This window comes from Nocardia vaccinii NBRC 15922 (genome assembly GCF_001613305.1).
In the GTDB taxonomy this organism is placed as follows: domain Bacteria; phylum Actinomycetota; class Actinomycetes; order Mycobacteriales; family Mycobacteriaceae; genus Nocardia; species Nocardia vaccinii.
In genome coordinates, this window is sequence record NZ_BDCC01000077.1 from 1 (window position 1) to 21,497 (window position 21,497).

20 protein-coding genes are annotated in these 21,497 nt (G+C 62.3%); 19 read left to right on the top strand and 1 reads right to left on the bottom strand.

The window, feature by feature from the left end; all coding sequences use genetic code 11:
* The 19 genes from NV1_RS37550 to NV1_RS37635 form a co-directional block, all read left to right on the top strand.
* The coding region (locus NV1_RS37550) for a DoxX family protein (RefSeq protein WP_067902957.1) at positions 1-452 on the top strand (452 nt) is incomplete at its 5' end.
* Positions 453-902: 450 nt separating this feature from the next.
* A complete protein-coding gene (locus tag NV1_RS37555; RefSeq protein WP_067902960.1) occupies positions 903-1,763 on the top strand; it encodes an amidohydrolase family protein in 861 nt (286 codons plus the stop codon).
* Positions 1,764-1,945: 182 nt separating this feature from the next.
* A complete protein-coding gene (locus NV1_RS37560) occupies positions 1,946-3,154 on the top strand; it encodes a cytochrome P450 (RefSeq protein WP_084526459.1) in 1,209 nt (402 codons plus the stop codon).
* Positions 3,155-3,559: 405 nt separating this feature from the next.
* Entirely contained in the window at positions 3,560-4,813 is a 1,254-nt protein-coding gene (locus tag NV1_RS37565; protein WP_084526461.1) for a CaiB/BaiF CoA transferase family protein, read from the top strand.
* Complete coding sequence (locus NV1_RS42870; protein ID WP_169813508.1) at positions 4,803-5,237, top strand: Zn-ribbon domain-containing OB-fold protein; 435 nt, start codon at positions 4,803-4,805, stop codon at positions 5,235-5,237. Before NV1_RS37565 ends, NV1_RS42870 begins: the two co-directional genes overlap by 11 nt.
* Entirely contained in the window at positions 5,234-6,397 is a 1,164-nt protein-coding gene (locus tag NV1_RS37575) for a thiolase C-terminal domain-containing protein (protein ID WP_067902965.1), read from the top strand. The genes NV1_RS42870 and NV1_RS37575 overlap by 4 nt, the downstream gene beginning before the upstream one ends.
* 135 nt (positions 6,398-6,532) lie before the next feature.
* Positions 6,533-6,838 (top strand): hypothetical protein, encoded by a 306-nt coding sequence (locus NV1_RS37580; protein ID WP_067902968.1) that lies wholly within the window; start codon positions 6,533-6,535, stop codon positions 6,836-6,838.
* A gap of 76 nt (positions 6,839-6,914) precedes the next feature.
* Positions 6,915-8,288 carry a CaiB/BaiF CoA transferase family protein gene (locus tag NV1_RS37585; protein WP_067902970.1) on the top strand — a complete coding sequence of 458 codons (1,374 nt, stop codon included), beginning with the start codon at positions 6,915-6,917 and terminating at the stop codon, positions 8,286-8,288.
* Positions 8,285-9,448: a CaiB/BaiF CoA transferase family protein gene (locus tag NV1_RS37590; RefSeq protein WP_169813509.1), complete on the top strand. Its 1,164-nt coding sequence runs from the start codon at positions 8,285-8,287 to the stop codon at positions 9,446-9,448. Before NV1_RS37585 ends, NV1_RS37590 begins: the two co-directional genes overlap by 4 nt.
* A complete protein-coding gene (locus NV1_RS37595; RefSeq protein ID WP_157117632.1) occupies positions 9,445-10,245 on the top strand; it encodes an enoyl-CoA hydratase/isomerase family protein in 801 nt (266 codons plus the stop codon). The genes NV1_RS37590 and NV1_RS37595 overlap by 4 nt, the downstream gene beginning before the upstream one ends.
* An 8-nt stretch (positions 10,246-10,253) precedes the next feature.
* Positions 10,254-11,468 (top strand): acyl-CoA dehydrogenase family protein, encoded by a 1,215-nt coding sequence (locus tag NV1_RS37600; protein ID WP_245714136.1) that lies wholly within the window; start codon positions 10,254-10,256, stop codon positions 11,466-11,468.
* A complete protein-coding gene (locus tag NV1_RS37605; RefSeq protein WP_067902979.1) occupies positions 11,441-12,700 on the top strand; it encodes a CaiB/BaiF CoA transferase family protein in 1,260 nt (419 codons plus the stop codon). The genes NV1_RS37600 and NV1_RS37605 overlap by 28 nt, the downstream gene beginning before the upstream one ends.
* Positions 12,697-13,926, top strand: a complete 1,230-nt coding sequence (locus NV1_RS37610) for a CoA transferase (protein WP_084526465.1) — start codon at positions 12,697-12,699, stop codon at positions 13,924-13,926. The genes NV1_RS37605 and NV1_RS37610 overlap by 4 nt, the downstream gene beginning before the upstream one ends.
* Complete coding sequence (locus tag NV1_RS37615; RefSeq protein ID WP_067902984.1) at positions 13,923-14,879, top strand: LLM class flavin-dependent oxidoreductase; 957 nt, start codon at positions 13,923-13,925, stop codon at positions 14,877-14,879. The genes NV1_RS37610 and NV1_RS37615 overlap by 4 nt, the downstream gene beginning before the upstream one ends.
* 292 nt (positions 14,880-15,171) lie before the next feature.
* A complete protein-coding gene (locus NV1_RS47130) occupies positions 15,172-15,567 on the top strand; it encodes a GMC oxidoreductase (RefSeq protein ID WP_084526467.1) in 396 nt (131 codons plus the stop codon).
* A gap of 134 nt (positions 15,568-15,701) precedes the next feature.
* On the top strand, positions 15,702-16,121 hold the full coding sequence (locus NV1_RS37620) for an SCP2 sterol-binding domain-containing protein (protein ID WP_067902986.1): 420 nt from the start codon (positions 15,702-15,704) through the stop codon (positions 16,119-16,121).
* A 73-nt stretch (positions 16,122-16,194) separates the two neighbouring features.
* Complete coding sequence (locus NV1_RS37625) at positions 16,195-17,217, top strand: zinc-binding dehydrogenase (protein ID WP_218027336.1); 1,023 nt, start codon at positions 16,195-16,197, stop codon at positions 17,215-17,217.
* Between the two features lie 11 nt (positions 17,218-17,228).
* Positions 17,229-18,695, top strand: a complete 1,467-nt coding sequence (locus NV1_RS37630) for an aldehyde dehydrogenase family protein (RefSeq protein ID WP_084526469.1) — start codon at positions 17,229-17,231, stop codon at positions 18,693-18,695.
* Between the two features lie 344 nt (positions 18,696-19,039).
* On the top strand, positions 19,040-20,158 hold the full coding sequence (locus NV1_RS37635) for a porin PorA family protein (protein ID WP_245714137.1): 1,119 nt from the start codon (positions 19,040-19,042) through the stop codon (positions 20,156-20,158).
* A gap of 665 nt (positions 20,159-20,823) precedes the next feature.
* Here the strand turns inward: NV1_RS37635 and NV1_RS37640 are convergent.
* Positions 20,824-21,456 carry a TetR/AcrR family transcriptional regulator gene (locus NV1_RS37640; protein WP_067902994.1) on the bottom strand — a complete coding sequence of 211 codons (633 nt, stop codon included), beginning with the start codon at positions 21,454-21,456 and terminating at the stop codon, positions 20,824-20,826.
* Between the last annotated feature and the right edge of the window lie 41 nt (positions 21,457-21,497).

Here is a 21,497-nt window from a genome sequence, read left to right on the forward strand (position 1 = left end):
CACGGACGATCATCGGCGGCACACTGGTCGCGCACGGTATCAAGCACGGGCGCAGTATCGATGGGACGGCAGGCTGGTTCGAATCGATTGGATTCCGCGAACCACGCTTGCAGGCCCAGGCAAGCGTGGTGGTTGAGGTAGGCGCAGGGGTGGCCCTGATCGCAGGGGCGGCAACACCAGTCGCGGCTGCAGCAGTCGTCGGAACAATGGCTGTCGCCGCTCGATCAGTTCATGTCGCGAATGGCTTCTTCATCACCTCCGAAGGCTGGGAATACGTCACGAACCTGGCGGTTGCATCAGTGGCGCTTGCTGGATCGGGGCCAGGCCGGTGGAGTGTTGACCGGGCCCTCGGCCTCGACAAGGGGCTGCGTGGCGATCGAGCCGCGCTCGCGGCTTTAGGACTGGGTATCGGAGCCGCGGCTGTTCAGCTCGCGGTGTTCTTCCGGACGTGATCCACGACCTGAGCAGCATGAGAACGGTCGTGTGATCGAGACTGGCTCCATGTGCTTCGGCGCCTGCACTCTCATCCGAATCCGCACCCGCCGGCAATTGGTTCGGCGATGGCAGATGCGGCGGCCGTCGCGATAGCGAGGAGTCCGGAAAGGCCGAGAACACCGCCATCGCACGACACGATGGCTGCACGCTCACACCAGGCGGCGTTGTTCCGGTTCTCGACGTCGCCATGAGCCCCACTGCACTCCGTCTGGCCCTGCAAGGCCAGGTGGGGCCAGGTGGGGCTTCTCTTTTGGCGACTACTGCGGTAGACATCAAGACGGTAAATGTCTATACGTGTGCCGACGGGGAGTGAGCCGGTGGACCCTGATCAGCTACCGTCTTTCGCTGCGGTGTGCCGCTTTGCGGTGCTGGTCATCGACGCACGACAACAGTGAGGACCAAACCAGATGCAGGTAATTGATGCGTGGATCAACACGCTGCCGGCGAAGACTGCGGCACAATTCGCGAAGAACCCGGTTCTGGCCGGCGTCGCGAAGTTCTTCGGGGAGTCGGTCAAGGTCACCGACGGCATTCCCTTCGATGCGATCGTGGCCATGATGGATGCCGCAGGCGTCGACAGGGGCATCATCACCGCGCCGCTGCTACAGGGTGGCCGCTACAGCCGAGGTGAAGCTCCTGTGGATGATCCGATCGCTGCGTGCGACAGCTTTCCGGATCGTTTCCGCGCGGCATTCACCCTTGCGCCATTCCCATCGGTTCGGGTGATGGTCGACGCACTCGAGCAGGCGGCGAAGGACCCCCGTGTCGTGTGCTTTCGCATCGTGCCGCTGTTCACGCAAGAGCCGATCAACAGCCGTATGCACTACCCGATCTACGAGCGCTGCGAGGCCCTCGGCATCCCGGTGTCGATCAACGTTGGAATACCGGGCCCCAAGGTCCGCGGCCGATGCCAGGATCCAATGGATCTCGACGACGTATGCATCGACTTCCCAAAGCTGACGATCGTCGCTTCCCATATGGGTCACCCATGGGAAAGCCTGTTGATCCGGCTGATGATGAAGTACGAGAACCTGTATCTGATGAACTCCGCGTACCTGGCGAAGTACATGGAGCCGTCTGTGGTCTCCTTCATGGACTCCTCGCGCGGGAGAGATCGACTGCTGTGGGCGTCGGACTTCCCCATGCTGTCGGTGGAAGGATCCGTGAAATCGGCACGGGCACTGGACATCAGCGACGAAGGCAAAGAGGCGTTTCTCGGGGGCAACGCTGCCAAGATTTTCCCGTGGGATCGGAGTGCGGGAGCCTGACACCCGGGGTGGGCACGTTCCATTCCTCCAGGGATCGACTGGTAGACAAATAGACATTAGATGTCGTATTGTGTTCCGCAACACAGTCGTCGGGACGGTACTCGGCGCCCGTCCGCCGTTGGTGGGCGCGCGCCGTTGATCTGAGAAACCCGATCGACCACAGCGGAGGAGCGAATCGAACCATGACCACGGCTCTGCAAGAACTTGTCAACTTCCAGGACAAGTCGTTCCATCTTGGGTCGACTCGTGAGATCTACGCACGAATCAGGAACGAGGATCCTGTCTTCTGGTCAGAGCGTGATGGCGCGTGGTTGTTGACCAAGTACGAGGACATCAGACGAGTCGAGACATCAGATGCTTTCTCCAACGCCCGCGGAATGGTCATCGTTGATGTCGCGGCGAAGAAATCGGTCGCGACGTACCCTGGTGGGATCGTGCCAATCCTCGCGATGGATGGCCCCGATCACGCGAAGGTGCGTCGCCTCGTCGCTATGACCTTTACGCCGCGTGTGGTCGCGCAGTTGGAGGTCTTCGTCCGCGAGTTGACGTGCGAGATTCTCGACTCATTGGATCCCTCGGTCGACATTGACCTCGTCGACAAGCTATTCGTGCCGGTACCGATGTACGTCATTGCCCAGCTGCTCGGTGTGCCGCGTGATCGGTGGGCCGACTTCAAGCGCTGGTCGGATGCTGTCATTGCGACATCGTCAGCGAAGCCCGAGGACCTGGCAGCATTGCAACGGTGCCGGGTCGAAATGTGGGAGTACTTCGGGGCGTTGATCGCTGAGCGCCGAGCCAACCCAGGAGACGACTTGATCTCCCTGCTCGGAGCCGCCGAAGTCGATGGCGAACGTTTCGACCTGGGGATGCTGCAGATGCTGTGCAGTGCGCTGCTGGTTGGCGGTAACGAAACTACGCGGAACCTGATGTCGGGCGGAACGATCGCTCTTGCTCAACATCCCGACCAGCGCAGCATTCTGGTCGAGGACCCCGAGCTGATCGGTTCGGCGGTCAGTGAGATCCTGCGTTGGGTTACGCCGGTTATTCATTTCGTCAGATATGCCACGCAGGACGTCGTATTCCGTGGCAAGACCATCAAGGAAGGCGACCACGTGGTGCTCGTCTATCCGAGTGCCAACATGGACGAGGATATTTTCGAAGGTCCCGAGGTATTCGATGTTCAGCGCACGTTCTCGCCCACGCACCTCGCCTTCGGGTGGGGGAAGCACGTCTGCCTCGGGGCGCACCTGGCACGATTGGAGGCGCGAATCGTCTTTGAAGAGTTGCTTGCCCGTTTCCCTGAATACCAGTTGGTGGGGGAGCCGGATCGTCTGGGTTCCACGCTGGTCTCCACGATCGTGCATCTGCCCGTTCGACTCGAGCCCAGCTGAGCCGCGTTGATACCCGCATCACGATCCGCCGCAGCCGGAACAATTTTTGCTCCTGCTACGTCACCGTTCGCCACGACCGACGAACCGACAGTTCATGCAGCTGTTCCCAGTACCAGGTGGGATTGATTAATTTGAACATCGATTACGCCGCAATCGTCGTTTTCGGCGTTCTCGCAATCACCCAGGTGACCGGACCGGTCGGCTTGTTCGGGGAGGGGCGGTGAGATCGGCATGATCTCCAGGTCGGCTCGTTTTCGTGGCCGTGGTACTGGTCGAGCAGCAAGTCGAAGCGGTCGTGTCCGGAGTGGCCGATCCTCTAATAGTTCTAGAACAATGGAGAATTTCGTTGGACGACAATGTCAGTAACGTTTCACTCGCTGCCCTAGAGCAACGGATCTACGCGCTGTGACCGCCATCGAGAACGACGGCACGACGGTGCCGAAGACGGCCGGTCCGCTGGCCGGTATCCGTGTCCTGGAAGTCGCGCAGTGGGTGTTCGTCCCAGGGGCTGGCGGCATCCTTGCTGACTGGGGCGCCGATGTCGTGAAGGTCGAGCACGCGACGCAGGGCGACGCGATCCGCGGCCTTTACCCAGACAAGGCTTCGATGAAGTACCGCAACGTCATCCACAACACTAACCGCGGCAAGCGCAGCATCGGAATCGACCTCAAGGAGCCCGAAGGTCGTGAACTTCTGCTGCGGATGGCGGAGTCCAGTGATGTCTTCTTGACGAACTTCCTTCCGGATGCCCGAAAAAAACTTGGCATAGACGTTGACGATCTCCAGAAGGCCAACCAGCGGATCATCTACGCCCGCGGGTCCGGTGTGGGCCCCCGTGGTCCCGAGTCGGCCTCAGGCGGATACGACTTCTCACACTTCTGGGCACGGTCGGGGGTCGCGTCCGTATATCACCACCCGGATCTGGACTATCCGCTCGCCGGCAACGCCCAGTTCGGCGACCTGATCAGTGCCACGGTGCTCGCTGGAGGTATCGCGGCGGCTCTGGTGGAGCGCGAGCGGACCGGGGCAGCGCCGGTCGTAGACGTCTCGCTTCTCGGCGTCGGCGCGTGGAGTATCGCCGCAGACATCGTCACCTCGGCTGCCGGGGAACCGTACGCGCCGATCCCCACACTCGACCGGGACAAGCGGCGCAATCCGCTCACGAACGTATTCCGTACCTCAGATCGCCGCTTCCTCGCGATCGTGTTGCTGCAGTCGGACCGAGACTGGCCTGAATTCAGTGCGCGCCTGGACGCACCCCAACTGCGCGAGGATCCGCGCTTCGCCGACGCAGCTGGCCGGCTGAGCCACGCCCCCGCACTGATAGCCGAACTTGACGCCGTATTCAGTACCCGCACGCTGGCTGAGTGGAAGCAGAGGCTGATGGGCGCTGACTTCGTCTGGGACGTGTTCCAACAACCGGGCGAGGTGGCGACCGACCCGCAGATACTGGCGAACGACTACATCATTGGGGTGCAGGACGCGGAGGGTTCGACGTCGCCGCCGTACCTGGTCGCCTCTCCAGTCCAGTTCGACGAGCGCAGTCCGGTCCCGCACCGGGCTCCGGAACATGCCGAACATTCGGAACTCATCCTCCTCGACATGGGGCTCAGCTGGGATGAGATCGCTACGTTGAAGGAGAATGGTGTTGTCCGCTGAGAATTCTCCGGCGGTCGAGCCTCGACTGATTCCTACGCTCGGGCCTGAGTACGACTTCTTCTGGGAAGGCGCACGCGAAGGTGAGTTGCGTTTCCAGCGATGCTCCGACTGCGACCTGCCGCGGTTTCCGGTCTCGGACGCTTGCCGGTTCTGTGGGTCGTTCGCCTGGCGACCCTGGGCTTCGAGCGGCCGCGGAACAGTGTTCTCGTACTCCTTCGTGCGGCGTCCTCGGGTCAATTACCTCCCGGATGACGCTGCCGTGGCGGTGATCTCGCTCGAAGAGGGCTTACGGTTCCCGAGCAATGTTCTCCACGTGACGCCGAGCATGATCGACTTCGGCATGGAAGTTGAGGTTATCTGGCAGACGGTCTCGGACCCGACCGGAACATCGGCACTCCAGCTGCCGTTGTTTGTGCTCGCATGACCGGGGGCGGAGCAGCGATCGTCGGGATCGCCCATACCGAGTTCATGTCGGCGTCTGGTAAGAGCGACCTGGCGCTGACGGTAGAGGCGATACGCGCTGCCATCACAGACGCTGGCTTGTCGATGTCGGACATCGATGGTCTCGTCACTCTGCAAGCGGACGCCAGCCAACCGACAGCAGTGTCTACAGCACTGGCTCTCGGCCCACTCAGTTGGTACTCGTCGCTGCCATACGGCGGCGGGGCGTGCTGCGGTTCCGTACAGGACGCCGCGCTCGCCATCTCAGCAGGATTGGCCGACGTGATTGTCATCTACCGCGGCGCGAACCTGCGATCGGGTGCCCGATTTGGTCGGCCAGGAGGGCCCAACGCTGCACCCGCACCGCAATCCTGGGGTCTCACAAAGAGCTACGGATTGGTGACGCCCGCGATCTCCAGTTCGCTGGTATTCCACCGGTGGATGTACGAACACGGCCTCACAAACGAGGACCTGGCCGTCGTCGCGTGCACCAATCGCGACTACGGATCGACCAACCCGCGGGCCCATTTCTTCAGCAAACCGCTCACAGTTGAGGACTACCACGCATCACGTTGGGTGGTGGAACCAGTGCTCCGGGTCGCGGACTGCTGCCTGGAAACTGATGCCGGTGCCGCGATCGTCGTCGCCCGCGAAGACATCGCCAGGTCTTTGACAAAGCGGCCCGCGACAGTGCGGGCCGCCGCACGGGGGATGGGGCCGGGCAGCTCCGTCCTGCAGTCGTACTACCGAGACGACATGTTGGCTCTCCCCGATCTGCAGGCGGTCGCCGCCCAGCTTTGGGCGCAGTCGACCCTGGGTGCAAATGACATCGACGTGGCGATGCTGTACGACAACTTCAGCCCGGTGATACCGATGGTGCTGGAAAGCTTCGGATTCAGTGAACCCGGCAAAGGCTGCGCGTTCATTGCAGAGGGAAACACCCGCATCGACGGTCGGCTGCCGGTGAATACGAACGGCGGAATGATGTCGGAGGCCTACGTTCACGGTTTCAACGGAATGATCGAGGCAGTCCGCCAGATCCGAGGCGAGTCGGCAAACCAGGTGGCAAACGTGGACAACGTTCTCGTCACCGGCGGAACGGCCCAGCCCACGAGCGGGATGATCCTGCAGGGCGGGACCTGATCAGCCTCTGGTGTCCAGCGACGCTTGATTTCGCGGGCCCGATCACTACTATTGACAAATAGACATTGCTAGTATGTGTGTCTAAGTTATATTCGGCTCGGGTCGACCACTCTGGGCCTGGAAGGGCATCCCATCATGACTTATCAAGCGGGCAACCGTCTTTCGAGTGCTACGTCAGCCGTGCAGGTCATCGTCGTCCGGGCACCGGACACGGATATCGAACTCACCTGCGGTGGCGCCGCGATGGTTCCGGCCTCGAACGCACCGTCACAGGCGCCAACTGTTGGGGCTGCCGGCCTCGGCGTACTCGTCGGAAAACGTTACTTCGACGCGGTCTCGAAGCTCGAGGTTCTCTGCACGAAGGCCGGCGCTGGATCCCTCGAGATCGACGGCCGCCCGCTCGAGCTGATGCAGGCAAAGCCGCTGCCGTCCAGCGACTAGAGCAGCAGATCCTCGTGTCCCTGTACGCCTGGGCACAACAAAAATTGATGTCACGAATCAAGATCGAGGGAGCGCCATGAGCGCCGAGAACGACAGCGAAGGCCAGGTCGCAACTGCTGCGCGCGACGGCCGCGCTATGGAAGGTGTGCGGGTACTCGACCTCGGCACTTCGGTTGCGGGTCCGCTGGGCCCCGCGTACATGGCCTACCACGGCGCTGACGTAATCAAGATCGACACTCCCGACCAACCCGATGTCTGCCGCCTCTTCGGTGCCTCATGGGCTAACGGGCGTGACGACATCGAACCTAAGGGTGCATGGCTTGACCTGAGCCCGTACGTGAGCGAGTGGTCGGCCGGAAAACGCAGCGTCGGTTTGAATATGAAGAACCCGAAGGGGCGAGACGCCCTCGATCGGTTGATCGCGACGTGCGACGTGTTCGTGACGAATTTCTCTCCTCGCGCTGTCCGCTCGCTCGGGCTGACCTACGAAAGTGTGTCCGCGGTCCAGCCGGACATCATCTATGTTTCTCTTCCGGGTTTCGGCAGCGACACCAGCGGGCCGTACTCCGACTATTTATCCTTTGGGCCGAACCAGTCACCGCTCGTCGGAATCGATTACCTCACCGGCACGACCGATCGCCCACCGGCCGGCGCATCGAAAGTTGCGATATCGGACTACAGCTCGGCACTGCATGGATTCATCGCCACGCTCGCCGCTCTCGAGCATCGTGAGCGCACCGGCGAGGGCACGATGATCGACGTAAGCCAGTTCGAGGCGACCGTCAGCATGCTCGGCCCGCTAATCCTCGAGGTGGACGCCACCGGTATCAGCCGCGAGCGATCAGGCAACAGGTCCGACGCCGCGGCACCGGAAGGGGTCTACCAGTGTCGGGGCGAAGACCGGTGGATCGCGATCAGCGTCGTTGACGACGCCGCGTGGAGCGCTCTCGTCGAGGTGATGGGCGCTCCTTCGTGGAGCACTGACCGCCGCTATGTCACCGAGGCTGGTCGGCGTGCCGATCTCGACGCGCTCGATGTCGGGCTTGGGGCGTGGACCGCCGATCACGATGCATTCGAACTCACAACGATGTTGCAGAACGCGGGTGTGGCTGCGCATGTGGTGTCGACCGTCGAAGAGTTGGCCGACGACCCCCAGATCAAGTACCGAGGATGGTATCGCCTCGCTCCCAGCACGCGGTTCGGTCGGGATCTGTTCGGCGGCAACCCGCAAAACCTGACTGCGACGCCGGGGCGCGCGGATGCCGCGGGGCCGATCCTGGCCGAACACACACAAGACCTGCTGGCCGAACTCGGCTACCAGCCGGAGGAGGTCGCCGCACTCGCAGAGGAAGGCGCTGTGTATCTGCCGCAACAACTCGATATGACTCTGCGCAGACCTTACGACGACTATGTCGACCTGATTCTCGGCGTCCCGGGGGCATGGTCATGAGCGGCCCGTTGGCAGGGCTTACCGTGGTCGACCTGGCCGGCCTGTCCGGCGCCTACGGATCGATGCTGCTCGCCGGGCTGGGAGCGGACGTGATCGTCGTTGAACCCCCTGGTGGTGGGCCGTTGCGATTCATGCCGCCATTTCTGCCAGAGGTCGCGCCGCCCGATAACAGCGTGTGGTTCACATATCTTGCGCAGGGCAAGCGGAGCGTCGTCATCGACGAGTTCACCGACGACGGCCAAAGTCAGCTCAACGCGCTCCTCAGCCTTGCCGACGTGGTGTTCGACGCGTCGGTGCCCGATACCCGAGCTGACGTCCGTGCGGCCCACCCCGGCGTGGTGTGGGTGCGAATAACCCCATTCGGTGCAAACGGGCCGCACCGGGACTGGGCCGGCACCAATCTCACTGCCTGGGCCTCGTCGGGCGCGCTGAGCATCATCGGCTACCCCGACGCGCCACCAGTCGTCCCTGCCGGCCCGGCACAGGTCGCCTATCAACTTGCCGGGCTGCAGGCGACCTCTGCGACGCTGATGGCGATGCGGGTCCAGCGACGCTCCGGAACGGGTCAGCTCATCGACATCGCGGTGCAGGAGTGCCTGCTCAACGTCGCAGCCGAAGCAGGGTTTCCCGTGTATCTCGATGACCGGATCTCGCGTAGGCGGGACGGCGTGCGCCGAGCGGTGACGAGGCCGTACGGGCTGTATCCCTGTTCCGACGGTTACGTCAGCATCACCATCATGCAGCCGGGGCACTGGACTGCAATGGCTCAGTGGATAGCCGACACGACCGGCAACGACGCCTTCCTGGATGACACCTTCCGTCAGATGAGTGTTCGCGCACAGTTCATGGACGTCGTCGACGAGTGGACAGAGAAGGTGACCATGGCCGGCGATCGCCAGTCTCTGTTTCATGAGGGGCAACGCAGGCGCATCGCAGTGACGCCGCTGTACAGCATCGCTGACCTGGTGGAGGACAACCATTTGCGCAGCGTGAACTACTTCTCGGATGCGGTGGGCAGTTCGGGCAGAAAGTACAGACGCCCGGGTGCGCCTTTCCGGATCAACCATCAGTGGTGGGAACTTGGCCGTGCCCCGCTACTCGATGAACACCGCAACGATCCCGACATCGCAGTCGCGATAAACCAGGAGGTTAGGCCGTGACCGCAGTTGCCGAAGCAGCAATGACCGAGGAAAAGCCGATCAGGATTGATCGCACCAATGGTGTTGTCACCATCACGCTGAACCGCCCCAGACGCAAGAATGCGCTGAACTCAGCGATGTCGTCAGCGCTCGTCGACAACTTTCGGTCGATTGGGCTCAACCCTGAAGACCGGGTCGTCGTCATCCGCGGCGAAGGAGATTCGTTCTGCTCGGGTGGTGACCTCACAGAGGTCCACGATCGAGCAGTCTTGACGATGATGCGCGGAATGGGTCGGCTGATGACCGAGCTCAGAGCGCTACCGCAGCCCACCGTCGCCGCGGTGGCTGGACCCGCAATCGGGGCCGGGTGGAACCTCGCGCTCGGATGCGACTTCGTCATCGCGGGCGCTGGAGCGTCGTTCAGTCAGGCATTCGCGAAGCGCGGAATGTCCGTCGATCTCGGAGGATCGTGGCTGCTTCCGCGTCTGGTCGGCATGCAGAAGGCTCGCGAACTCACACTGCTCGGCGACACGATCTCGGCGACCGAGGCGGAGGCGTACGGACTCGTCCTCCGTGTGGTTCCCGACGACACTCTCGACCAGGCCGCGAATGAACTGGCGCTGCGCCTTGCCCAGGGCTCACCCCTTGCCCTGTCATTGACGAAGCGACTTCTCGACGAATCCTTCTCCCACTCATTGGAACAAGCACTCGAGGGTGAGGCCCGCGCTCAGCACATTGCGCTAGGCAGCAAGAACGTCCGCGAGGCGCTTCGCGCCTTCCGGGATCGTCGGGATCCAGTGTTCGGAGCAGACCTATGACGGCGCACGTGACTGTGGACGAAACGAAGCAGACGCCGGAAGAGATGATCGAGCGGCTGACCCGACAACTCCTCGACGAGGTTGCCGGCGCGAACATCACCGACGCGGACAAACTCGGCCGGCAGTTCGACCTCGGCTTGGCATGGGTACATCAACCCATTGGTCTCGGTGGCCTCGGGATTTCGGCGAACCTGCAGAAAATCGTCAACAAAGAGTTGTTCTCGCACGGATTTCCGAATATGGCCCCGCAGAACCCAATTGGGTACGGCCTCTGTGCACCCACGCTCATGCGGCACGGTACTGTCGAACAGCAGTCACGCTATCTTCGGCCGCTGTTCGTCGGTGACGAGATTTGGTGTCAGCTGTTCTCCGAGCCAGGAGCTGGATCGGATCTTGCCTCGCTCAGTACCCGCGCCGAGGACTGTGAGGGCGGCTGGGTGGTCAACGGCCAAAAGGTTTGGACGACGTTCGCCCACCGAGCAAATCTCGGTCTTCTGATGGCGCGCACCGATCCCTCGGTGCCGAAGAACAAGGGAATCACCGTTTTCGTGGTCGACATGCACGCCCCTGGCGTGGACGTGCGACCGCTCCGCCTGATGACGGGGGACGCGGAGTTCAACGAGGTCTATCTCACCGATGTCCGGCTTTCCTCGGACAGCAGGGTGGGTGAGCTCAACAACGGCTGGCAGGTCGCACGCACCACACTCTCCAACGAGCGAAGTGCTCTCGGCCGAGGGCAGGCCCGGCGTGGCACCGGACCAATTGGGATCGCGCTCGACGCATGGAGTACTCACGGAGACGGAGATCCCGTCACTCGCGACCGCCTGATGGATCTGTGGGTCCGCGCCGAATGCACCCGGCTGACGAAGGCGCGCGCGTCCGAGGCGATCAAACTCGGGATTCCGGGGCCCGACGGCCCGGCCGGGAAGCTGCGGGCCGCAGAGCTGAACAAAGCTATCAGCGAGTTCATAATCGACCTGCTAGGTGCCGAGGGCATGCTCTATAGCAGCTATGAGATGCGTCAATCCGACGCGGTCACCGGATTCAACGTAGACAAGAGCGACGACCTGCAGCGGTTCTTCCTGCGGTGCCGGGCGAACACGATCGAGGGCGGTACCGGCGAAGTGCTGAGGACGTTGGTGGGAGAACGGGTCCTTGGTTTGCCCGCTGAACCCCGCCTCGACAGGGATGTGGCATGGGCCGACATGAAGAGAAGCCAGTAGTGGGGGCGCTGAGCGGGCTCCTCATCTGTGACTTCTCAGGACAGATCGCAGGTGCTGGCTCTACGCGTGTGCTCGCGGCGTTCGGCGCAGAAGTGATCCGCATCGAGGATCCGGTACGCAGCGGGCGGTGGGACATTCTGCGCGGCGGACCACCCTACCGGGACGAACGCCGGGGCATCGAACTCGGTGTAGCGTTCAACAACCACAACGTCGGCAAGCGCGCCATCACCCTCAACCTCCGAACGGAACGAGGACGCGAGCTTGCCCGCAAGCTCGCCCTGCAGTCCGGTGTGGTGACAGAGAACTTCTCCGCCGGTGTCCTCGACCGGCTTGGGCTCGGATACGAACGTCTGAGTCAGCAACGGCCGGACCTCATTTATGTATCACACACCGGCTTCGGACGGAGCGGCCCCTATGCGTCCTTCCATGCCTGGGCCCCGATCACGCAGGCAATGTGTGGGCTCACTGCGATGACCCGGTCTCCCGGACGAAGCGCGGCGGGAATCGGGTACTCGTACATGGACTATGCCGCCGCCAACTACATCGTCTTCGCCCTACTTTCCGCGCTATGGCACCGGGAAGAGACCGGAGAGGGCCAGCTGATCGATGTTGCCGGTATGGAGGTCGGAGCCGGTCTGCTCGGGCCGGAGATGCTCGAAGCGAGCGTCAACGGCCGGCGTTTCCGCGATGACGAGCAGTTCGATGTGAACCGCTCGCAATCGCAGTCCATGGCTCCGCACCGTGTCTACCCCTGCCGTGATGAAGACACATGGGTGGCGATTGCGTGTCGTCACGACCTCGATTGGAAGGCTTTGGGCGCCGTCATAGACGAACATTGGGCAACCGAGGCGCGCTTCGAGACGCTTGCCGGCCGACTTGACCACGCCGATGAACTGGACACCCTGCTCGCCATGTGGACATCACGTTGGGAAAGAAGTGCGCTCGTCGACTCTCTGGTGCCTGCCGGTGTCCCGTGTACCGCAGTTGCCACCCCGCCGGAACGCATCGAGAAGCACCCACACACAAGCGACTGGGGATTGTGGCCGACCGTCCAGCACCCTGAGATCGGCGATATCCGAGTCGACGGATTGCCGCTTCATCTGTCCAGGACAGACTGGCAGATCGAGCGAAGCGCACCCCTGATAGGCGAGGACAATGACTACGTCTTCGGCCAGATTCTGGGCCTCAGCAAGGACGAGATCATCTCGTTGCGCGAGGAGTCCGTGATATGACCAACGGCCCCCTGACCGGCGTGCGAGTGATCGAACTCGCCAGCCGGCATATGTCTCTCACCGGGAAGCTGTTCGCTGACCTCGGTGCTGAGGTGATCCTCGTCGAGCCCCCAACCGGCGACGACTCGCGCCTACGAGGTCCGTTTGTCGGTGGTGTCGAAGGCCCGGACCGGAGCCTGCCGTGGCTCTACTTCAACACCTCGAAGATGGGTGTCACGATCGATGTCGCGTCCGCGGAGGGCCGCGCCGCTCTCCGTGGGCTTCTCGACGGAGCCGACATCGTCCTCGATCCGGGCAGCTCGCCATTGCTTACCGACCAGCAGTTCAGCTACGAGGCAACCGCGGCACGCAGTCCTGCTGTCATCTGGGTGTCGCTGACCGAATTCGGCCGGGCGACTCCTGGCACGATTGCCGAGCCGTCGGACCTGCTCGTCGCTGCTGGGACGGGCCCGGTCTGGAGCTGTGGTTATGACGAGCGCTCCACGCCCCCGGTTCGTCCGGCCGGTGGTCAAACGCTCCAGTTGGCCGCGGTGTGGGCAGCTAACGGTGCGCTCATCGCTCTGCACGAGCGCAGGCGGTCAGGGCGCGGTCAACTCGTTGACGTCTCCATAAGCGCTGCATCCAACGTCACGACCGAAGGTGGCACTTACCAGTACTTCGCCGACGGCAGGTGGAACCATCGACAGCGGGGCCGTCATGCGACGCCCCGGCCGACGGCAGAGGTTCTGGTCATGTCTGCCGATGGACGGGAAGTGTGCCCGTTCGTTTCCCCTCGCAGTCAACAAGAATTCGAGACCTTGTTGGAGTGGCTCGGTGAACTGGGCTTACTGGACGAATTTCCAGATACCTTCTTCCTGGAGATGGGAGCAGGGCGTGACGGAGCCGAAATGGACCCGGCAGATGACGTCATAGCGACCGAAATCTTCGCCGCTGGCCGCGGCGCGATCAGCTTCATCGCAACGAAACTGTCGGCTGACGAGTTCTTCCTCGGAGCGCAAACTCGCAAGATTGCCTGCGGTATCGCTCACCAACCCGAGGAAGTCATGAAGGACAAGCACCTCGAGGCACGCGAATTCTTGGTCCGGGTCGATCACGAGGATCTGCAGATCGCGGCGACTTATCCTGGTGCACCCTACCGCTTCTCTCGAACTCCGTGGCAGCTGAAAAGCCGAGCGCCGCATGTCGGAGAGCACAACGACGTCGTACTGACACGAGGTGACCGATGAACGATCAACCAGCCCGGCGGTGGGGCCTGACCCTGCCCGTATCGGGCAAGACAATAGGTCAGCTCGCGACACTGACGCGCGAGCTGGAGGAACTCGGTTACGGCGAGCTGCGCGCCGTCGAGGCTGGTGGCTTCGACGTAGTTTCCGCCGCGACCGTCACGGGTGTTTCCACCGACTCGGTACCAATCACGGCCACTCTCTCGGCGTTCACCCGAGGCCCAGCAGTCCTGGCGCTGACTGCGGCCCAGCTCTCGGCTTCGTTCGGTTCGCGGGTCGGCTTCTCGATAGCAACCTCGACGCCGGCCCTCGTCACGAGTTGGAACGGAATCCCTTACGAAAAGCCTTTCTCCCGGCTGCGTGACGTCGTAAGATTCCTCATAGCAGCTCTCAACGGGGAGAAGATAGACCGGGATTATGACACGTTTTCAATTCGGCACTTCAAACTGATCGTTCCTCCGCCAACCCCGCCGCAGATTATGGTCGCCAGCGTCGGCGAACTGGGTATGAAGTTAGCCCGCGAGGAAGCCGATGGGTTGACGGTCAACTGGTGTACACCTAACGACCTGAATCGAATGAAGGGGTTGCCTGAACCCGAACTGGTTACAAGTGTTGTGTCTGTCTGCCTCCATTCGGACCCAAAGGAGGTGCGCCGGATCGGCCGCGCGTTCGTCACCGACCAACTTTGCGCTCCCGGATATCGGGCGCACCAAATCCGATTAGGACGCGGTGAGGCACTCGAACCTATGTGGACGGCCCGGGAACGGTACGGAAAGGCCGCGGCGATGGACGCGTTGCCGGACGCGATCTTCGAGGACCTTCTGGTATATGGAACACCGTCGGAATGCCGTGCTCGTCTAGACGAGTATGTCGAGGTCGCCGGCGTCCGACCGATCATCAATATCCTCGGTTCTCACCGAAAGTGGGCGGATACTGCCCGTGCACTCGCGGGCTGAGTACCGCACAGGGCAGATGAATCCAACGACAAAGGGAGTGACGATCCCGATCAGGGTACGAGTGGGCTTCGCCGCCTTCATCTGACGCTGATCGGCCGCCCCCCGCAGGCCGCACGAAATGGTCACCGGACCCGCCGCGGGATTTGGACCTGATCCGAGGCGCTCTCAGTTGCGTGCCGAGCCGCGAACAGCCTCCACGACCAGGGAATACACCAAGGCGACCACGTGAGCGTACTCCTACCGAACGGGCGCGAGATCCTTACTCCGGCCCATCGAGAAAGAAGCAAGTCAAATGACGGTCTTCAACGATTCAGCGAAGTCGAGAAGTGTATCGGCAAGTTGCGCCATCGATTTCGACTATACATCGACGGCCGTCGACAACGAATATCGGGTACACGGAATCGACGGCATACGCCTTGCCGACGCATCAGTTCTCCCGGCGATCCCTGCCGGGAACACCTACCTGACCTGCGTCATGGTCGCCGAGCGGGTCGCCGACTTCATTTGCAGACCCGGGTTCCGCCTGACGGAACGATCGGTTGTTCCGAAAATGAACCGCACACAAAATGTGACGGAGGTTACTCCCTTGACGAATCAGTACTCATCAGCTCACCCTGCGCCCTGGAGGAAAGCCAAATGTCCCCTCCCTGTCGCGAGGACGTCGTCACGCCGTACCTACTCGAGGTGAACGCCGAAGTTGCACCAACTTCAAGATCACCGATGCCGATGCACCCATCTTGGGCGGTGGGCAGAACCGCCTTGCTATCTACCTACCTTCCCATCAGCTGGTAACTCCGGCCCATCGAGAAAGAAGCAAACCAAATGACGGTCTTCGCTGATTCCAATGAAGTCGAGAAGTACATCGGCAAGATGTTCGAGGTCGTCGTCGTTGACCCCGATTTCGTTGCTGCTACCAAGGGATCCGGTCTGGTTCTGCGGCTGAACTACAGCGACCCTGATTGTGTGATGCTCATCGATTTCCCGGGGCAGAAGGTCCAGTACGGCAAGGCTGCTGAGGCTGCCGCCAACGTAACCGTGGATCTGTACATGGCATCAGACGACGCGCACGCCTTTTGGTTGGGAAACCTCAACTTCCCGGTCGCAATGGCCCGCAGGAAGGTTCGGATGGAAGGTTCCATGGCCAAGGCCCTGAAACTGCTCCCGCTCACCAAGCCGCTCTTCGCAGCCTACAAGAAGGAACTGCGGGCGACCGGTCGCACCGACCTGCTCGAGAAGGGCTGAGGCGTTGCGCGCAGTCGTTCTGCGAGAGCCGGGCTCGGTCTCCGTTGAGGAGATCGACCGGCCCACACCCGGTATGGGTGAGGTCCTGGTCAGGCTCAAGGCGACCGGAATCTGCCACACCGACAAGTCCTTCGTTGCCGGCGGAATCCCGGCACCTGTCCCGATGGTGATGGGCCACGAGGGCGCCGGCGTCGTCGAGGAGGTTGGCGAAGGCGCACAGAGCGTCGTCGGGGACCATGTCGTTCTCAGCATCGTTGCCTCGTGCGGAACCTGCTACCAGTGCTCGTTGGGAAACCGTTCGATCTGCGAGGTCGGAGCGGTGATGTCTCCCGGCGGTCTGATGCTCGACGGGACGACCCGGCTTACCAAGGACCAAGAGGACTTGCACTCTCTGTTGTGCCAGTCGTCTCTGGCCGAGTACGCCGTCGTGCCTGCAACGTCTGCAGTGGCTTTCGACAACGAGATTCCATTCCAGATCGCGTCGCTGCTTGCCTGTGGAGCGGGAACCGGTTTCGGTGCCGTCACGAATCGCACGGTTGTGTTCCCCGGTGCGAGCGCTGTCGTGATTGGTTGCGGCGGCGTCGGGCTCTCCTCGATCATGGCGCTTCGAGTACAAGGTGCGACCACGATCATCGGGATCGACCCGAGTGCTGAGGCCCGTGCCTTGGCCGAGAAGGTTGGCGCCACCCACACCATCGACCCGACGGCCACACGTGCACTACGTGAAATCGGCGCGCTTACCGACGGCCGGGGCGCAGACTTCGCCTACGACGCCGCTGGAGTCGAGGGAAGCACGATGCTCGGTTTCCAGGCGGTGCGCCCAGGTGGAGACGTGGTCACCATCGGGATCGCTGATGCAACGACTGAAGTAACCGTCGACCTGTACAGCCTGCTGATGCAGAAGCGCCTGAGTGGCACCTTCGCAGGTTCACTGCGGCCGCAGATCGACATCCCCGGGGCACTCGCATTGTACAAGCAGGGCCGTCTGCCACTCGACCTCCTGATCACCGAGACGGTCGGCCTCGACGACGCGCCGCGCCTTCTGGATCCCGACGTCCACCTTCCGGCCGGCCGCGCGGTCGTCCTCTTCGATTAAGGAGTCGATTCATGACAGTCCCAACAGAAGCCGGCCAGACCCAGATTTACGGTCGGGCTCTCATCGACGGCGAGTTCGTCGATGGCACGGCCCGCGGCGAGGTCCGCAACCCGGCCGACGTCGATGAGGTCGTTGGTACCTACCCCTTGCTCACGAGGGCAGATCTCGACCGCGCTGTCGAAGCCGCAACTCGCGCCCAGAAGAAGTGGCGCAAGGTGCCGATCGCGGAACGGGTCCGAATCGTCCAGGAAAGCGCGGTAGCGCTGACGAAGATCGAAGGTCTTCCGGAACTGCTGACCCGGGAGCAAGGGAAGGTGATGTGGGAGTCGAGCTTCGAGATCGGCTACTACGAGGCGATCGCCGACGCCTACGGGTCCTTTGCGTCGGCGCTCGACGACCCTGCTCCGATCATTGACGACACGCTCGGAACGGCGACGGTGCTGCGTCGCCCTGTTGGCGTGGTGGCTGCTATCGCGCCGTGGAACTATCCGTTCGCCCTTGCTGCGCTGAAGGTCATCCCTGCGCTGATGGCCGGCTGCGCTGTGATCCTCAAACCCTCCCCGGTTACGCCACTCACGACTCTGAAGGCATTCGGGGCGATTGCCGGCGTCTTCCCTCCTGGTGTCCTGAACGTGGTGATCGGCAGTGACGAAGAGGTCTCAGCCCCGCTGCTCGCACATCCCGGAGTGCGGAAGATCAGCCTCACGGGCTCCACCGCGACGGGTCGGATCGCGGTCAGCGCCTCAGCGGCAACGTTGAAGAACGTCACCCTCGAACTCGGCGGTAACGACGCGGCCCTCGTCTTGGACGACGCCGAGATCGACGGGGATCTTTGCGCATCGCTCCTTTCGGGTGCATTCCCCACCTCCGGACAGGTCTGTGTCGCGATCAAACGCGTCTACGTGCCTCGGGCCATGTACGAAACCCTCGTCGAGGGACTCCTGACCGAGCTGGAAACGACAGTCGTTGGCAACGGTCTCGACTCCGAGACCACGATGGGTCCTCTCACCACCGCCCGGCAGAAGGAAATTGTCACCGGCCTGGTTGATTCTGCCGAGCGAGCGGGCGCCGAGGTGCACCGCCGGGGCGTGATGGGAGCTGACACCGAACGCGGCCACTTCCTGCTCCCGGCAATCCTCACGGGTACACCCGAGTCCCACGACTTGGTGCAGACCGAGCAGTTCGGCCCCGCGCTTCCGATCCAGCCCTATGACACGCTCGAAGAAGCCCTCGAGCTCGTGAATGCAACGGATCTGGGTCTGAGTGCATCGGTCTGGACGTCCGATGTCGAACGAGGTGCGCGAGTCGCAGCTGAAATCGAAGCCGGTACCGTTCACGTCAACAATCACGGCTTGTTCGCTATGGACCCGCGGGTGCCGTTCGGCGGAATCAAGCAATCCGGGCTCGGTACCGAGATGGGCGTGGAAGGCCTCCTCGCCTTCACCGAACAGCGCGTCATCAACACGCGGACCCTCTGAACACACTCACCAACCGAAAGGCTCCAGTCTTCGTCGGTCGCGAATCCGGTTCCGTACCGCGGCAACGACCCAGAACCACACCGAGCCAAGTTCCCAGGCTCGCGACCGTCGGCCACGACAGCCAGGAAGTAACGATGTCCGAGACCAAGCCCGTGTACCGCACACACGCAACTGCAAGCGGTGACAGTCACGTGCGAATATTTTTCGATTCGACCAGGAGGTGCTCGGCGCGGACCTCGGAACAGTCCTCGTAGAACTGCTGAATGTAAACCATTTCGCGCGCATCCGGGGGAATTGTGCATTCTTAAAACTGAATACCATTCCACAATTCAAGGAACTTGAGTATGTCAATGTCGACAATTCGTAAATCCTCGGTCGTATGGTTGACTCTGGGTGTCATCCTGATTGCCGCCGTGGCGGCGATCAGGATCGTCGTTCCGGTCATGACGAAACTGCCCACCCACTTCGATGAGAGTCAAAGATTTGAAGGAACTATCACCGCCCTCAACCCGCACGCGTTCGCGACGAATGATCTCCCGCACCTGATATCGCCGGAAGCCCCGATCACCGCGCAACGATCGCTCGCCGTCGATGCCACCGACGGCGACACCGCAATAGTGACCAGTAAGGTCGCCATCGCCATGCCGGGCGGCACCACCGCGAACGACGAGCACAGCTATGCGGTAAGCCGCGTGGATTTCTCGCCGGTGTCTCTGAGTTCGGACCGGCGGGACCATCTTGTACCCGACAATGTTCGAGCGAGTTTCGAACCCCATCAAGGAATCGCGTTCAGCTGGCCGATGAACCCACCGAAGGACGGGACGGCGCTCTACGACTCCGTTACCCAGTCGGCGCAGCCGGCACAGTTCACCGCTGAGGGAAACCTCGAAGGTCGTGAGGTGTACAACTACAGGATCGACGCTACCGGTCCGGTCAAAAGCCCCGCTGTCCTGGCGCAGTTCAAAGATTTTCCCAGTCGGCTCCCGAAGGCGGTCGTAGCTGGTTTGTTGCAGGCAGGAATCGTTCCGGCAGGTTCTGTGGCGACCCTGCAAGCCAACCTCGCTGCCATGCCCGACCTGCTCGATATCAGCTACGTCAGTTCGAACCTGATCGACATCTCCGTCGACAAGGAATTCGGAGCACCGCTTCGAGTCGAACAAATTCAACGTATGGCCGCCGCGATACCGGTAAATGGGCAGTCTGTTCCGGTCCTGCCGTTGTCGACGGTGAAACTGCACACCGCCGCCGCCGAGATCCCCTCGCTCGCACATAAGTTGTCGAAGAACGGACAAATACTCTCGATTTTGAGTTTCTGGCTGCCGATCGGCTTCGCCGTCGTCGGTATCGGACTGATCGTGTTGGCCGCGATCCGCTGGCGTCGGCCCGCCGTTTCTTCGCACCACGCGGAGACAACGACCGCAGCCCCTGACTCCGCCGCTACAGGTGCCCTCGAAAAGAACTAGTGGGCCGTTTTCGGCGGTGCTGAACGGTGGCGCCTCGGCGAGGAACTGCTCGGTGGCTCGGTCTACACGAACAGGTTCCGCGCCGGGGTTCCCGTCAGGTGACGAACGCCCAGACATCGTGGATTATTTCACCGGACGGGGTGGGCTACTGATGGGACCCCGTGGATCGGTCCACGGCCTGGGCGGGGATTGCGCACCCTCGCAGCGGCCGGCCGTCGGTGATGGAACCTCCACTGAGCACTGGTTTGCTGGGGAACGCTGACGATTTATGCTGGATATGACCACCAGAAGCCGGATTGATGCGTGTTTTGTCTACATCCGTCGACCCGATGATGGCTGGGTTGTCAGACGGGCAGCCGTCGTCTTGGAAGCTGATCGTCTCGCCGAATCTGCCGCGCCGACTGTGAACGGCGGGAACTGCTGGATAAGAGGGCTACTCGAGACTTGTGACAGCGCTTGGTCCCGGCCGGGATCAGTCTCAGTTATCCGGTGGGAAGCTCCCTGATCGGCTGCACATCAGCGTCATCGGTGTGGCTCGCTAATGGTTTGCGTCCCATCGGGTTACCGCGCGGGGCGGAACAGAGTGCCGACGGTACTTACGGCGCGCTGCGTCGCGACATCGGCGAGTTCTCGGGGCGCGCGTGCCTGATGGCTTGTCCGGAAGTTCATCGACGTTCGAGGCCGTCGAGGATCGTGTTCATCGCGCGTAGGGCGTTGTCGTGAGCGTCGGCGGTGCCGTCGGCGGCTGCGATGTAGAGCGTCGCTTCGTCGAGTGCGGCCAGCAGCATGTGTGCGATGGCGTCGGTCGGGGCGTCCGGTGCCATCGCGTGTTCCGCGACGGCCCGGTCGAGTAGCGAGCGCATGGCGGTGATTCCGTGGCGGCTCTCGATCTCCCGCCAGCGTTGCCAGCCGAGTACGGCTCGGCCGTCGATCAACAGAATTCGCTGGACGTCTCGCCCCAGGCAGGCATCCAGGAATGCGTGTATCTCTCGCCTGAGCAGGTCCAGGGCTGCGATGCTGTCTGCCGCGGCGAATTCGGCGGCCATGGTGGCGAGTAGCTCCTGTTCGATATCCAGAACGACGGCTTCGAAGAGGGCTCTCTTGTCCGCGAAGTGGTGGTAAAGAGCTCCGCGGGTACCGACCTCAGCCGCGGCGACGATCTCTTCGGTGCTGGTCGCATCGAATCCCTTGTTCACGAACAGCTTTCGTGCTGCGGCAACCAGCGACGCCCGGGTGCTTTCGGCCTGCGCCGCACGGCGCGCCGCTGTCGGACCGAGGGGAGGGGATTCATCGTTCACGGACGACACCCTATTGCCATCCGAAGAGCGGCTCGGATACA

Bases quoted from the DNA above. Each gene is read 5' to 3' on its own strand.
- NV1_RS37555 (WP_067902960.1), top strand. From the start codon at position 903: ATGCAGGTAATTGATGCGTGGATCAACACGCTGCCGGCGAAGACTGCG.
- NV1_RS37560 (WP_084526459.1), top strand. From the start codon at position 1,946: ATGACCACGGCTCTGCAAGAACTTGTCAACTTCCAGGACAAGTCGTTC.
- NV1_RS37575 (WP_067902965.1), top strand. From the start codon at position 5,234: ATGACCGGGGGCGGAGCAGCGATCGTCGGGATCGCCCATACCGAGTTC.
- NV1_RS37580 (WP_067902968.1), top strand. From the start codon at position 6,533: ATGACTTATCAAGCGGGCAACCGTCTTTCGAGTGCTACGTCAGCCGTG.
- NV1_RS37585 (WP_067902970.1), top strand. From the start codon at position 6,915: ATGAGCGCCGAGAACGACAGCGAAGGCCAGGTCGCAACTGCTGCGCGC.
- NV1_RS37590 (WP_169813509.1), top strand. From the start codon at position 8,285: ATGAGCGGCCCGTTGGCAGGGCTTACCGTGGTCGACCTGGCCGGCCTG.
- NV1_RS37605 (WP_067902979.1), top strand. From the start codon at position 11,441: ATGGGCCGACATGAAGAGAAGCCAGTAGTGGGGGCGCTGAGCGGGCTC.
- NV1_RS37610 (WP_084526465.1), top strand. From the start codon at position 12,697: ATGACCAACGGCCCCCTGACCGGCGTGCGAGTGATCGAACTCGCCAGC.
- NV1_RS37615 (WP_067902984.1), top strand. From the start codon at position 13,923: ATGAACGATCAACCAGCCCGGCGGTGGGGCCTGACCCTGCCCGTATCG.
- NV1_RS47130 (WP_084526467.1), top strand. From the start codon at position 15,172: ATGACGGTCTTCAACGATTCAGCGAAGTCGAGAAGTGTATCGGCAAGT.
- NV1_RS37620 (WP_067902986.1), top strand. From the start codon at position 15,702: ATGACGGTCTTCGCTGATTCCAATGAAGTCGAGAAGTACATCGGCAAG.
- NV1_RS37625 (WP_218027336.1), top strand. From the start codon at position 16,195: ATGGGTGAGGTCCTGGTCAGGCTCAAGGCGACCGGAATCTGCCACACC.
- NV1_RS37630 (WP_084526469.1), top strand. From the start codon at position 17,229: ATGACAGTCCCAACAGAAGCCGGCCAGACCCAGATTTACGGTCGGGCT.
- NV1_RS37635 (WP_245714137.1), top strand. From the start codon at position 19,040: ATGTCAATGTCGACAATTCGTAAATCCTCGGTCGTATGGTTGACTCTG.